Annotated in this window: 11 protein-coding genes; 1 reads left to right on the top strand and 10 read right to left on the bottom strand. The window is 55.9% G+C overall.

Going from position 1 to position 13,160, the window contains the following annotated elements:
- Positions 1-2 precede the first annotated feature (2 nt).
- Positions 3-1,673 (bottom strand): GMC family oxidoreductase, encoded by a 1,671-nt coding sequence (locus tag TRM7557_RS09615; RefSeq protein WP_058290000.1) that lies wholly within the window; start codon positions 1,671-1,673, stop codon positions 3-5.
- A 226-nt stretch (positions 1,674-1,899) separates the two neighbouring features.
- Here TRM7557_RS09615 and TRM7557_RS09620 point away from each other — a divergent pair, with 226 nt between their 5' ends.
- The gene (locus TRM7557_RS09620) at positions 1,900-2,781 is read left to right on the top strand and encodes a LysR family transcriptional regulator (RefSeq protein WP_328586544.1); all 882 of its coding nucleotides are present in this window, start codon (positions 1,900-1,902) and stop codon (positions 2,779-2,781) included.
- A gap of 59 nt (positions 2,782-2,840) precedes the next feature.
- On the opposite strand, the gene TRM7557_RS09625 is transcribed toward TRM7557_RS09620, so the two are convergent.
- Genes TRM7557_RS09625 through TRM7557_RS09665 form a run of 9 tightly spaced genes read right to left on the bottom strand, consistent with a single transcriptional unit; the run spans position 2,841 to position 13,158 of the window.
- Positions 2,841-3,623, bottom strand: a complete 783-nt coding sequence (locus TRM7557_RS09625; RefSeq protein ID WP_165592447.1) for a CE1 family esterase — start codon at positions 3,621-3,623, stop codon at positions 2,841-2,843.
- Between the two features lie 13 nt (positions 3,624-3,636).
- Positions 3,637-4,374, bottom strand: coding sequence for a 4'-phosphopantetheinyl transferase family protein (locus TRM7557_RS09630; protein WP_082626578.1), 738 nt, complete (start codon positions 4,372-4,374; stop codon positions 3,637-3,639).
- Positions 4,371-5,138, bottom strand: coding sequence for a hypothetical protein (locus tag TRM7557_RS09635; RefSeq protein ID WP_058290004.1), 768 nt, complete (start codon positions 5,136-5,138; stop codon positions 4,371-4,373). Before TRM7557_RS09635 ends, TRM7557_RS09630 begins: the two co-directional genes overlap by 4 nt.
- Positions 5,138-6,055 (bottom strand): sulfotransferase family protein, encoded by a 918-nt coding sequence (locus tag TRM7557_RS09640; protein ID WP_058290005.1) that lies wholly within the window; start codon positions 6,053-6,055, stop codon positions 5,138-5,140. Before TRM7557_RS09640 ends, TRM7557_RS09635 begins: the two co-directional genes overlap by 1 nt.
- Positions 6,056-6,066: 11 nt before the next feature.
- Positions 6,067-6,918 (bottom strand): sulfatase-like hydrolase/transferase, encoded by an 852-nt coding sequence (locus TRM7557_RS09645; protein WP_058290006.1) that lies wholly within the window; start codon positions 6,916-6,918, stop codon positions 6,067-6,069.
- A 41-nt stretch (positions 6,919-6,959) separates the two neighbouring features.
- On the bottom strand, positions 6,960-9,185 hold the full coding sequence (locus TRM7557_RS09650) for an efflux RND transporter periplasmic adaptor subunit (RefSeq protein ID WP_058290007.1): 2,226 nt from the start codon (positions 9,183-9,185) through the stop codon (positions 6,960-6,962).
- A 4-nt stretch (positions 9,186-9,189) separates the two neighbouring features.
- Positions 9,190-10,668, bottom strand: coding sequence for a hypothetical protein (locus TRM7557_RS09655; RefSeq protein WP_058290008.1), 1,479 nt, complete (start codon positions 10,666-10,668; stop codon positions 9,190-9,192).
- The gene (locus TRM7557_RS09660; protein WP_082626579.1) at positions 10,662-11,561 is read right to left on the bottom strand and encodes an alpha/beta fold hydrolase; all 900 of its coding nucleotides are present in this window, start codon (positions 11,559-11,561) and stop codon (positions 10,662-10,664) included. The genes TRM7557_RS09655 and TRM7557_RS09660 overlap by 7 nt, the downstream gene beginning before the upstream one ends.
- Before the next feature lie 10 nt (positions 11,562-11,571).
- The gene (locus tag TRM7557_RS09665; RefSeq protein ID WP_058290010.1) at positions 11,572-13,158 is read right to left on the bottom strand and encodes an alkaline phosphatase family protein; all 1,587 of its coding nucleotides are present in this window, start codon (positions 13,156-13,158) and stop codon (positions 11,572-11,574) included.
- Positions 13,159-13,160: the final 2 nt, after the last annotated feature.

The raw sequence follows: 13,160 nt of genomic DNA on the forward strand, positions 1-13,160 counted from the left end.
GGTCAGGCGTGGTCTTCCAGAATCCAGCGCGCGGCTTTTTCGGCAATCATCAGCGTCGGAGAATTGGTATTCCCACTGGTGATCTCTGGCATGATCGACGCGTCCACAACGCGCAGCCCGCCAACACCGCGCACCCGCAGTTTCGGATCGAGCACGGCTGTCGGATCCTCTTTCCGACCCATTTTAACAGTGCCAACAGGATGGAAAATCGTCGTGGCAATATCCCCGGCCAAACGGGTCAGATCGTCATCACTTTGGTATTGCGTGCCCGGTTTGAATTCTTCGGGGGCGTAGCGCTGCATTGCAGGCTGAGCCATGATTTTGCGCACCTGACGCAAACTGTCGGCAGCCACTTTGCGGTCTTCTTCGGTATCCAGATAGTTGGGCGAAATCTCGGGCGCGTCTCGGAAGTTGTTCGACGCAATCCGTACATGCCCTCGGCTGGTTGGATTAAGGTTGCAGACACTCACCGTCATGGCTGGAAACTCATGGAGGTCTTCGCCAAAGGCCTCGAGGCTTAGAGGCTGGACATGATATTGCAGGTTCGCATGGCTCCGCGAGGGGTCGGACCGGGTAAACGCGCCCAGCTGGCTTGGCGCCATGCTCATCGGGCCGGACCGTTTGAACAGATATTCCAACCCTATCTTTGCTTTGCCAAACATAGAATTGGCCAAAGAGTTTAAAGTCTTTGCGCCGTTCAGCTTGAAGACCGCGCGAATTTGCAGATGGTCTTGCAGGTTCTGGCCCACATAGGGTTGATCCAGTTTCACCTCGATCCCATGCGTCTTTAAAAGATCTGCCGGCCCAATCCCCGACAGTTGCAGGATCTGCGGCGTATTGATGGCGCCTGCGGACAAAATGACCTCAGTCCGCGCTGTCGCACAAACGCTTTCCCCGGCGCGGCTTATCTGAACCCCGACACACCGCTGATTGCCATCCACCCCTGTTTCAAAGACAAGCTTTTCCGCCTGCGCCTCTGTCCAGATCGTCAGGTTCGGACGATTTTTGGCGGGCCGCAGGAACGCTTTGGAGGTGTTCCATCGCCATCCTGACCGCTGATTGACGTCAAAATAGCCAACACCGGCATTGTCGCCGGTATTGAAGTCGTCTGTCTTTTGAATGCCCGTCTGCGTCGCCGCGTCCGCAAAACTGTCCAACACGTCCCAACGCAAACGCTGCTTTTCGATCCGCCATTCACCGGCAGATCCGTGAAAGTCCGAGAACCAGCCATTGTCGCCGGTCTGAGGATCCGCACCGTCATCGCGTTTGTAGTGATCCTCATGCGCTTTGAAATCCACAAGCGCGTTTTCCCAGTTCCAGCCCCTTTCACCGGTGAGGGTCGCCCAGTTCTCGTAATCGCGTGCTTGGCCGCGCATATAGATCATGCCGTTGATGGATGAACAGCCCCCCAGCGTCTTGCCTCGTGGGTACAGTAGGCTGCGGCCATTCAACCCTTTGTCGGGTTGGGTTTTATAGAGCCAATCTGCGCGTGGGTTGCCGATGCAGTAAAGGTAGCCAACCGGGATATGAATCCAGTGGTAGCTGTCCGCTTTGCCCGCTTCCAACAGCAAGACGCGGTTTTTGGGATCCGCGCTGAGGCGGTTTGCCAGCAAGCACCCTGCAGACCCTGCGCCCACAACGATATAGTGAAACTGGGTGTCTGAGCTGGTCATGTTATGTCCCTTCGGCATCAAAAATTCAGCTTTCACCCTGCGGGTCGGGCGGGAAGGGTCGCGGCGATTTGGCGGGCCTTGTGGCCTGTAATCAAAAGAGCGCTCCCTCCCGAAACAGGGGCTGTTCTTGAATAATCGTCAGCCTTGCTCAGGAATCTAATGACAAATCCGAGGACGCAATATTACAGTTCTTTATATGGAGCGTTTTTCTAATTTAAACAACATCTTGGCCTTTGTGACTGTCGCGCGCGAAGGCAGTGTGTCCCGTGCCGCAGAGGTTTTGAACCTGACCCAGCCAGCGGTGAGCCATCAGATCCGGCGCCTTGCCGACGAAACCAACCTGACCCTATTTCGGCGCACGCCCGCAGGGCTTCAGATCACGCACGACGGTATGGCGGTTCTTGCCAAGGCGGAAAAAGTGCTGCACGTGATGAGTGATTTTCAGCGCAGCGCCCGGCAACGGTCTGGCCGGATTTCTGGAAAGCTGCGCTTGGGTACCATTGTCGACCCAGAATTCATCCGTCTGGGACGCCTGTTGGCCCTGCTCCGGCAAGAGCATCCTGAGATCGAGACACATCTGGCCCATGGTGTCAGTGGAACAATCCTCAGTTGGCTCAAGCGTGGACAAATCGATGCGGGCTTTTATCTCAGCGCTCCGGATGACCTGCCCAATCCCGCCACCCATCCCGACCCTGCCATTTGTTCAATCCGGCTGGCGGACTTCAATTACCATGTCGTGGCCCCGATGGGATGGGACCACCGGGTGGAGAACGCAACATGGGCGGACCTCGCAGAGCTGCCGTGGATTGGCACCCCAGAAGCTTCAGTCCATCACCGCCTGCTGGCAAGCGTATTTGCGGCTGCGGGGACGCCACAGAACATCGTGGCGCTGGTTGATCAAGAAGCCTCCATGCTGGAAATGGTGCGGTCCGGAATTGGCCTGAGCCTGTGCCGGGATTCAATTGCGTTGCACCAGAAACAAAGCTTCGGACTGACAATCTGCCCGTCGGTTGCGGTCCCGGCCTGCCTGAGTTTTGTGTTTACAGAGGCAAGCAAGGACCGACCTCTTGTTGCAGAAACGCTGCGGCTGCTTGCAGAAGCCTGGTAAAAGCGCCTGAGTGTTTCCGACAGCAAAGGGTTGAACGGCAGGAGCGCCGCGGCCATTGCCTAGCCGCCAAACATGAACGTAGCGACGCGCTGAGGCAATTTCCCCCTGAGGACCGCATTGATTTCACCGAGCCGATGTCCGGCTTCGCTCAAGAGCTCTTCTTCCAGAAGAGCCCCACCGCGTTTCAACTGGTCCGCAGAGTTTCGAAAAGAGGTGTAAACTGCCCTCGACGGCCCTTGACCCCGGCCGCCAGACAGCGGCACATTTCGATCCTTGCTGCCATGGATTAGCAAAACACGTGTCCTTGCGGGCAAATCACAGCCCGGCACCATTTTGGAGCCGGATATAATGACGGCAGAAGCCACGGGAAACTGACTTTCACAGAGAAAGCGGTACACCATCATGCCCCCATTCGAATGCCCAACCAGATTGACGGAGCTGACCAGACCTTCGCGTTGAAGTTGACGGATGACCCCTTTCATATACCGCAGATCGTTCACCCCGCGTTTTTGTGCGGGCCCGCAGCAGTCACCGGCGTTCCACGTCCGGGCCCGATCGCGGCGCGGGCCGGCGCCGATGCCTTCAAGATAGGCCACGCGAAATCCCATTTGGGCCGCCTGCCCTTCCAACGGCAGGGACTTGCTTAAACCCTCCGCGCTACCAAAGCCACCATGGAGTGCCAGCACCAACGGCGCAGGGCCGGACACTTCTTTTGGGTCCAGCAGGATATATCTGCGCTGACCAATATCACGGGTTTGTACGTCCGCTGGGCTGGAGGTTGGGACGCAGGCCATGCTTGCCAAGGCGAGCCCCGAGAACACCCAATTCTTTACTTTCCACATCTTTTCGCCTTTCTCATTCGGCCAAGTGCGCATCATTGCACGCAAGCACCAGCAGCTTTCGGGCATCAGCCCAGGTTTTCATTTCGGGATGCGCGGGTTGTTCGTCGGGGTTCAACACTGCGAGCGCGGCTTGGTAGCCATCTGGCGCATCCAGTATCCGCAACCATATCCCTGTTGTGCCCAGAGACGGGGCTTGGCACCATTGGTCACAGGGTGGGACAGGCAAAGCCGAAACCGTCCTTGAGAGGTCGAAGACGCCTTGCCCGGTCGCCTTCAGGGCCGCTTCACGCAGGACCCAAAGGGTAAAAAACAGTCTGCGCCGCAGGTCGAGAGAACAGGCGGCAAGGGCGGCTTGCTCTTCTGGCGACAAGGCAAATTCTGCAATGCCGTCTGCATCAGTACGGTCTTGCTCGGCTTGGATATCCACACCAAGGGGAGCATGGCCGCCAATGGCCAGAAACACCCACGCCCCGGAATGAGAGATGCTAAAGGGACAATCTACGTTCCGCCAAAAAGGTTTGCCCCTCTCTTCAACCGCCAAGACCAGATTGTCTGGCCGGCGCCCCGACAACTGACTGGCCAGCAGCCGCGCCATTCCATGTCCAAAGATATACCGTCGCCGATCCGCAACCTGCCGGTATCGAAGTGCGCATTCCTTTTCGACTGCTGACAAATGTGACCAGCAGACCGCCTCTGCATCCGTGGGCGGGGCTGTGCAATCCAGGCACCATATTTGTAATCGCGGGCTCATTCGTAGCGCATCATGACCAGATCCGCCGACTCGACATATTCTTGCAGCTCATAGAGGTTCGACTGCAGTTCACCGTTCAATATCTCGACCTCAGTTAAGGCATCGAACAGAAAGCGGTAGCGCGTGTCGGGATCTTTGGCTTCGTCCGGGGCAAGCTCTTCTGGTAAATGTTCAAAAAACAGAAACTTCATAATGCTCTGCATACGCCGGGGCATTGAAAGGTAGTAATCGCCCGTTCGATCCTGAACCGGGTTGGCGTTTCGAACTTCCTTACGGCGAATGTCACGTTTCACTTCTTGGCGGAGCAAGGCGACCAGTTTCGGAGGCAGCTCTACATCCCCGCGTCGGTCGACAGCGGAGGCCACAAAGAGCGCCTCGCGCTCTGCTTTTCGGGTCAGCAATGCCTCTTCGCTTGCCGCACGATCCTGCAGAAACCGAACCAAATCCAGCTCCCGCAGAATTTCCTCGAGCGACCTCGCAATCGTGCTCAGCCATACCTGTTGGTAGTTCAAACGCCGATACTGCGAGACAAGGCTCTCAAGGTTCACATTAGGCGGTGGTCGTCCCTGTTTGTCATGCAATTCCTCGATCGACCGCGCCAGACCATCTTCGCGAAGGATGCGATCCACATGTGCGCGGGCCTTACCCGCCACTTGCTTGCGTCGAAATTGCATAACCGCCAACCGGCGCGAGGCTTCTTTTTCGGGATCCTCAAACACCTGCTCGCGTCGTGGATAGCAGACCTGACCGAGTGTTTTTCGCATCAGTACCCAAACTCTTCGGCCAAGGCGCGGACTTCTGGATACAGCGTGGCACCATCCTTGCGCCAAGGTAACGGCCCGTCCAAGGGCGGCAACGTTCTGGCGCGTTGTTTTTTGAAATGGGGATTGCGCTGGAAATTTGGATCATTGCCAAACAGCGCTGAGATCGGCCCAAAGTTGGCAAAAGGGCTCCGCTCTGGGTGTTTCATCTGCTCGATCGCATCCTCATCATCGCGGATGCCCAACCAGCGACACAGGTTTTTCAGCTCGCCTTCTGGATCTGCAAGCAGAGCCTCCCCCATCACCCGAAGGTATTGATCCTTTGGCACATGAGTTTCCAAAAAATTCAGCACATTCACATTCATATCGTGCCAGGCAATCTGCGGATCCAAAATGGCCTGGCCATTTTCAAACGCGAAAGAATTGCAATTGAAGGGATAGGCCCCGTCATTGATACTCAGCGTGGATTTGCACTGGCCGACAGGATGGCGCGTCAGGAAGATAATCTTGCAATCAGGGCAGCTTTCAAAAAAGCGCAACATCGCCTCAGGCTTCAGCGTGTAGTCGGGACTTTTCTCCAATAATCGCAATGGCGCAACCGCAGCCCGCAATTCCGTAAAGACGTCGCGGACGTGCCAGTCCTGTCGCCGCGCGCACCAACGCTCTGCCCCTGCAATGGCTGCATCTGTCTGCTCACCAAAGAAAATTTCTGCTACGGCCCGCAAAATGCCATGCCGCATTCTTGTGTCAGAGGATGTGTCTGCCCGCCCAAGTGTCCAAAGCTCTGACAAGGTTTCCCGGTAGAAAATGGTCAATTCCGGAACGCCATAAACATCAGGGTGCACACCCAGCATGCCACTTACCAAGGTGGTAAATGACCGCGGTGGCGCAATCAGGAAAATGGGCGGAGGCAGCGACATCGATCAACTCCTCAGGTGATCAAACCTTCGATGAAGGGAACCTCGAACACTTTGGGATGCATAATTGGGCCATGGCCAAAATAGCCATCTTCGCCAAAAAGTTCGCCGTGATCCGCTGTGACGATCAGATGCGTTCGCCCTTTTGCTGCTTTTTCGTAAATCGCGCCGATCAATTCATCGACATGTTCCACCGCCCGTATTTGGGCGTCCCGCAGTTCCTTCATACGGTCTTCGGTCATAAATTCGTCCCAGCTCATCTGGGTGATCGGGGTGTCGTCATTCTTCATGCGTTTTGCGACACCGTGCAGACCCGAGATAATTGGCAGGCTTTCGTCGCGCAGCATGTAAGGATAGTGCGTTTCACCAAGATTAAAGAAGTAGTAATAGGTTTCGTCCTCGTCCTCGGGCAGACGCATTTCATCCACCATCTCATGGAAACCATTGTGGTTTTTCATCAGCTTAAAGTCCGAGAAACCGCGTGCGAACGGCGTGTTTGGGTTCAATACGGGCATGGATACGCGACCGACGGTCTCGTAACCGAGGTTCTCCAGCACATTGGTCAAAGTCAGATGTGGCAGGAAGTTCTGGAAGTTGATCCCGCTCAGACCCGTCCGCATTTCCCAGTCCACGAACTCTTCTTTGTAGACCTCGGAGGCGAGGATATGGGGCGGGCTTTGGTGCGGCAGTAGCCCCATGGAAAACGCATGATGCGATGGCGCGGTCCAAGAAGCATAGGAATGGCGCCGCGACACCTCTCCCAGCCGGTCGATATTGGGCGTACGTGCGGCTTGAAAGGAGTCAAACCGGCAGCTGTCCATGGTGATGCAGATAATGTGATTACCAGTGCTACTGTCTTGGAACATAGTGTCTCTCTCAAAAACTGTCTGAATACGGTGACGGACGGTCAGGGAAGGCGCGCCCAAAGGTCGATAATTACGAAACGATAGATGCCCTGGGTCACAATGCGCCAAATGGGCATTTCGGTGCCGGCTGTCTTGGCCACACCAGTCAGCCCCGAGCGCAAAAGCCCGCTGGAATTGTCAATGCTTCCAACCATTTCGATCAGCTGACCACGGTCTGTCGAGGCCACGTCGGGATCAATGGATTCTACTACGCCCCAGAACACTTCATCCGGATAAGCATAGACGCGCACCTCGATCGGTGCGCCCTCTTCCACCAGAGCCAGATCCACTTCGCGAAGTTTCATCCGCACGCGGAAGGCCGAGGTATCACGCACCGACGCAATTGGCGCCCCCTCGTCCAGAAAGGTGCCAAGCCGCTCCCGCAGATAAAGCGACCCAAGCTGCCCGTCATAAGGCATTTTGAAGGAAGCGCGTTCGATCCGGTAGTTCAGCCGATCAATTTCGGCCAACACAATCTGCCGCTCGGCCTCGGCCTCTGCACATTCAGACAGGGCTTCCTGCAACTGCACTTCGGAAATGCTCTTGGCGTCAAACAGGCTTTGGTTTCGATCACATCGCAACTTGGCGAAATCATATTTGATTTTGGCTTCGCTGAGCTCCGCTTCCCGGATACGAAGTTGCGCTTCAAGATCTGCGGTGGACAGTTTGGCAACAACTGTGCCCTTCTTCAGCGTTTCTCCGCCGGCAAAGAAGACCTCAGAAACAATGCCCTCCTGATCCGTGCTCAGCTCGCTCAACGCTTGCGGCAACATGGTCACCGGTCCGCTAGGGCGGTAGGTGTAGTTTTGCAGCATGACAATGACCAAACCCGCCAGCGCCATCATTTTGACCGCCCGCCAGAAGGTCACCCGGCTGCGATCTGCGATGTCACGCTGCGCTTGGCTGGGCAGCGTTTTGTCCCGCCACCGCTCAAAGCGATAGTTTTTCCAATAGAACTCATTGGTTTTTTGCAGCTGCTTCCCTGTTTTCCAAAGAAACGCGCAGACAAGAGCAGCAATCAGGATCAGCCCGTCAGGCCCCAAGCTGGCAGCGAAACGTTTGCCAAACAACAGGAAAGCAAGGCCAACAACAATCAGTGAATAAGCAATCGAAACCAGAGCAAAAGCAATCAGAATTTGCGGGTCACTGTTCTGGTAGCGGGTCCGGTTCCACAGATTAAAGAGCGCTTTGAACGCCTTTGGGCGCAGGTTCGGTTCGTCCAGAAACTCTGCCATCAGATAGTACCCGCTGCCGCGATAAAACGGGCAAGCCGTCAACAAGAAGGACAGAAAGGCAATAACAGCAATCGTCAGGGCGATTTCATTCACAGCCACGCCAAAATGCTGACTGGACGAATATAGCAAAACCGCAACCACCCCAACATACAGGCGCGCGGCAAGGGTTGCCCCATGCATCCACATGGCCTGCCTGCGGCTGAGTTTTTCGGTGTCATCAAGCCGAACGGCGAGCCGCGGGAGAATTCCGAAAACCCGTCTTAGCACAATGGCTTCGACCGTGACGCCCATTTCGTAGGCGGCACAGGCATGCACTGCAGTTGCAAAGAAATTGACACTAAACAGGCCCAGGAAGAGCGTCAGGAACAGATCTTCGTTACGGCTGTAAGCCGTATAGGACGTCAAAATGGCATCCCAATGCGTATAGGTATCAAAGGCGGCCACCACCAAAAGGGGCGGCAAAAAGAACATCGCAAGCTTTGCGATCCAAAAGAACGGCCGCAGCATACGCAAGATAAAGGTCGGTCGCAGCACGGCAAAACCGGGCTTGCGTTCTGCTTTTACAGTGCCGACAGATTTGGTCTTTGCCGCCTTAACCGGATCTTCGCCCGCTTCGTCGGAGAGGAGTTTGACCACCAGTGGACGGCGAAGACGTTCATCTGCATCGATCAGTTCAAAAGCGTCCAGCTTACGGAAGAATTTTGCAAGATCATCAGCCACGACCGAAATGCCATACCGGTCCTGAACCAGTTCCTGCACCCCTTCGATTGTATCGCCGCCATGCCCGACCAGCCCATTAAGGACCGTGTATTGCCACTGCGCAATGGACGTCAGAACTTTGCCGTCCAATGTCACATCCAGTTGTTCGCCTTTGCCAACAAGACGGATGTCTTTGCCGTCAATCTCTGACCGGATCAACGGCGGACGACTGAAGGCTTTCGCGGCGCGATCCGTGTCTTTCCCGCTCTTCTCTAACAGGTTTTGAGAATCCATAAATTTAACTTCGCACTGAGGATGTTGAGGGAGTCAGATTGCCGAGATGCACTTCGCAACCGCCATTCGGATGAGGGAGGTAAGCTTCGTCCTGAAACGACCACAAACGAGGGCCAAAAGGGTTTGCTGTGCCCAGAAACAAGCCATGTGGCGTCGAGACGATGTTGCGGATCCCGATATTGTAGGGATTGCCCAGACCGTCCGAAGTGACTTCCATCCAGTTTTCACCGTCGAACGAACGATAAACGCCACATCCGCCGCAGTAGTCTGGAATGAAATTCTCGGGCAGGCGGTTGAGCATGTCGCACGCCATCTGCGGCCATGGATCGCGCCGCGCAAAGGGCAATGTGCCGCTCCAATCATAGGTCGACACATAGAGCCACCCGTCATGGACACCCATGCGCCAGAAATAACCTGCAAACCAGTTGTCAAACCCTTCGGTCCAGCCCGAAAGCGGTTCTTTCCAGCCATCCGGTGTCTGGCGCGCTTTGCCGACAATCAAATCCCAGGTGCCATCCTGATTTATGCGGATCAGCTCGGAAGCTGCGGGGCCCACTTTGTTCTGGGTATCAACGCCGCCGCCCTGAATACCACCCCCGACATAGAGCGCCCCTTTGAACGGAATGAGGCTGCAGGCAATCTGGTTCTCCGGACCACGCCATGCGCCCTGCGTAATCACCTTTTCCCATTTGTAAGGTTTCGGACCCGTCAGGTCTGACCGCCAAATCTCGTAGCCAGCGAGATTGAAGGTCCCGACATAGAGATGTTCGCCGAAACCGACCATTTCAAAAACGGTCTTGTTTTCCGCATCCCCAAATCCAAATTCACTGGTCGCAACCCATTCACCGCCAGCAATATCATCGCTTTCATAAACAATAGAATGGGAGGCAACGTTTGGGTTTCCGCCGCGGGACCCCGAAGGCGTGGTGTAAACCTTGCCTTTGAAGGCCACCATGGTTCGGATGGCCGTAACAGGCAGACCGTGCAATCCGGGCTCGCAGGTGGAATGCCAGTCCAGTCCATTTTCGCTTCGCAGGATCTCGGGCCCTTTGCCTGCGGCGGGCGACCACGTGGTGCAGTAAAGCGCATCTTCATGCACAAGCATGGATCGATGCCCAAATGAGGACGGAATTTTACGCCCGTGGCTGCCCGTCACAGTTGGCGCTTTGCGCACACACTGCCAGTCGTCTGAAACCACGTCGTAACGCCAGATTTCAGAATTAAGACCCAGGTCGAAGGGGTTCTTCGGACATTCAACCGGCCATGGATCCATACCGATCGGCAAGCGTCGCCGCATAAGGGCAAAGTTCCCGCGCGTTGTGCCCACATAGAGGTGGTTCTTGAACCAGGCCATCGAATGCGCATAGGCATTCACCCCATCGCCAAACCCACCTTTTGCAACACAACGGAAATCCTGTTGCCCCAGCCCCGGCGTCACCCCAAGCCGCTGCACGGTTTGCCGTGGTTCCGGGCGCGTTAGCATGCCATCACCTCCGGTGAGGCAAAGCCAAGCTGCTGATAAAATGCAAGGCATCTTGCCGCAACGTCTTCAGACCGTGTGGCCACAAAGAAATGTCCTGCGTCTGAGATCACATCCGTTTTGCACCTTGGCAAGATCGTCGACAGCAATTTGCCGGACTGCTGGGCGGCGGAATAGCCGCCACAAAGAGAAAGGACAGGGATGCCGATTTCCGCCAAACGCGCTGGACTTAAACCATCCGGGGATGTCATTTCGGTGATCGCTGACGTCTCTTGGACAAGGCTCATCCAGCGCTTGGCTTTTGCGCTTTGCACGGATCGCACGAGAAACTGCACCCGCGCATCCTCGCTCTCCATGCTTTGCCCCGACAATCGCCGCTGCGCCAAACCGGTAATCAGATGAAGGCCCGCAAATGGATCCGCAGGATCAAATGTGACACCGATATCGGCGAGGGCAGAAATCAGTTCGGCATCTTTGGCCGACGGATCTGTGGCTGCAGCCGCGTCTCGACCCATCCCGATTTGACTGTCCAGCAAGATCAGGCTGTTCGCCGCCTCGGGGTGATCCGCCAGCATCGCCAGGGCCGCAACACCCCCAAAGCTGTGTGCGACCAGATGTGGCCGCTGCAAATCCAGCGCTGTGATGAGCGCCAAAAGATCGCCGCCAAGATCCTTGGGGGAATAGCCCGAAGCGGACACCTGCGATCGACCGTGGCCGCGTTGATCAAACATCACAATGCGAAAGTGAGTGCGCAGTGCCGTCAAAAGCTCGATGGGCCAGAACCCCATGGACGAAGCAAGACCATGGCAAAAGACCAAATCCTGACGCGGGGCGTCACCCTGCTGATCCAGCAAGGTGACATTCAAGGACACGTCATTGACCACTACACGAGGCATATTTCTGCCGTCACTCTGCGTAACCAAGGGCGGCGAGCTGTTCCATCAGCAGCGCTTTTTCTTCTTCCGACATTTCTGCAGAGACCAAATGCGAGGGAACTTTTGTCGCCTCTCCGATCTGGGCCGGGTTTGAGGCCCATGCCTCAGCGGTATAAAGGCCTTCTGGAACCTTGCCATTGAAGTCGACGGGAACAGAGACACCGGCATGATGCAGAAGGATCGCCGCCACATCCACGATGCGCAGCGGAGCAAGTTCGACACCTTCTTGGATGCCTTGGCCGCAGGCGACAAAAATACCATCCGGGTGGTGCGTTCCGATGGGTGGATCAAGCGGCTCCAAGGCTTCTTCGGCCTTCTTCAGCGACAGGAAACCACTGTCCACCATCACCAAAGTCAGATCCGGTGCCTTTTCCATGGATTGGCCGGCAAAGGCCTCTTCACGTTTCAGCACCTCGAGCACATGTGGCTCTCCGGTACGTGGATCGATGACGGCCATCAATTCGGCAATCAACTGATCCCGGAACGCCTCATAGTCCTCCTCTGCAACACCGCCCTCTTCGCCAAGCCAGGCTTTGCGAATGTAGATCCCATTGGTGGAGGGCGTCCGGCAATAGGCTTTTGACGCGCTGACATCGACAGGCGTAAGGAACCCGCTTTTTCCAGCCAGTTCCTCAATTTCTGCGGCGCTGCGGAACGACAGATATCCTTTTTGAGCCAGAAACGTATTGGCATTGAAGACCGCAGTCTGGGCCGTGAAACCGTGATCAGAGGCGAGAACAACCTGTGCATCCGGACACAGCGCCACAAGCCCTTCGATGTAGCGATCCATGTTCCGGAAATACTGCAAAGACGCCTCGCGCATTTCCCGATATGTTGCATCCGGCTCGGCCGGGGCAAGACGCGGATCAAGGTAGGGCCAAACCTGATGCTGCAACTTGTCTGTGCCGTCAAACATGACAGCCATGAGACCCGGCTTCTCGTTTTCAATCACATATTTGGCGACCTCAAACCACATTTCGTCGCGCGCCAAGTGATAGGTGACCCAGTCACGTTGTTGGTCGGTTGACTGATGCTGTACCGATTTTTCTTCATGCTGGAAGTCCCAAGCAAGCTGCTTGGGTTCTACGCCGGGAAGGTCGACCTTCATGCGTTTGTAGAAATCGCGCGGCTGCGTGTTTCGGCTCAGGTGTTTCCACGGCACAAAGCCTGGCATAATCACCCCGTTCAGGTCGCGCGGCGGTGGCGCAGTGAACGGAAGGTTCAAGGCCGCGCTTCGAACACCGTGGCGCGACGCGATGGTCCAAATCATCTCACGGGTGCAATCCTGAGAATTGGTCAGCTCTGTATAAAGCTCTCCGTCGTTTTCGGTGCTTTTAAGAAAATCGTAGATCCCATGCACACCCGGGTATTGCCCGGTCATCAGGGACACCCAAGCAGGCGGCGTCAGAGGGTTCGGTGTGGACTTCAGATGTGCGCGCACACCTTTTTTAACCAGCTCCGCCAAGACAGGCATGATCGGTTCCGGGCCGGACATCAGTTCGTCCAACACCGTGAACGTAGAGCCGTCCATGCCAATAAAAAGCGATTTAACAGTCATAA

It is taken from the genome of Tritonibacter multivorans (assembly GCF_001458415.1).
GTDB lineage: Bacteria > Pseudomonadota > Alphaproteobacteria > Rhodobacterales > Rhodobacteraceae > Epibacterium > Epibacterium multivorans.

Bases quoted from the DNA above. Each gene is read 5' to 3' on its own strand.
- TRM7557_RS09665 (WP_058290010.1), bottom strand. From the start codon at position 13,158: ATGACTGTTAAATCGCTTTTTATTGGCATGGACGGCTCTACGTTCACG.
- TRM7557_RS09615 (WP_058290000.1), bottom strand. From the start codon at position 1,673: ATGACCAGCTCAGACACCCAGTTTCACTATATCGTTGTGGGCGCAGGG.
- TRM7557_RS09625 (WP_165592447.1), bottom strand. From the start codon at position 3,623: ATGTGGAAAGTAAAGAATTGGGTGTTCTCGGGGCTCGCCTTGGCAAGC.
- TRM7557_RS09630 (WP_082626578.1), bottom strand. From the start codon at position 4,374: ATGAGCCCGCGATTACAAATATGGTGCCTGGATTGCACAGCCCCGCCC.
- TRM7557_RS09635 (WP_058290004.1), bottom strand. From the start codon at position 5,138: ATGCGAAAAACACTCGGTCAGGTCTGCTATCCACGACGCGAGCAGGTG.
- TRM7557_RS09640 (WP_058290005.1), bottom strand. From the start codon at position 6,055: ATGTCGCTGCCTCCGCCCATTTTCCTGATTGCGCCACCGCGGTCATTT.
- TRM7557_RS09645 (WP_058290006.1), bottom strand. From the start codon at position 6,918: ATGTTCCAAGACAGTAGCACTGGTAATCACATTATCTGCATCACCATG.
- TRM7557_RS09655 (WP_058290008.1), bottom strand. From the start codon at position 10,668: ATGCTAACGCGCCCGGAACCACGGCAAACCGTGCAGCGGCTTGGGGTG.
- TRM7557_RS09660 (WP_082626579.1), bottom strand. From the start codon at position 11,561: ATGCCTCGTGTAGTGGTCAATGACGTGTCCTTGAATGTCACCTTGCTG.
- TRM7557_RS09650 (WP_058290007.1), bottom strand. From the start codon at position 9,185: ATGGATTCTCAAAACCTGTTAGAGAAGAGCGGGAAAGACACGGATCGC.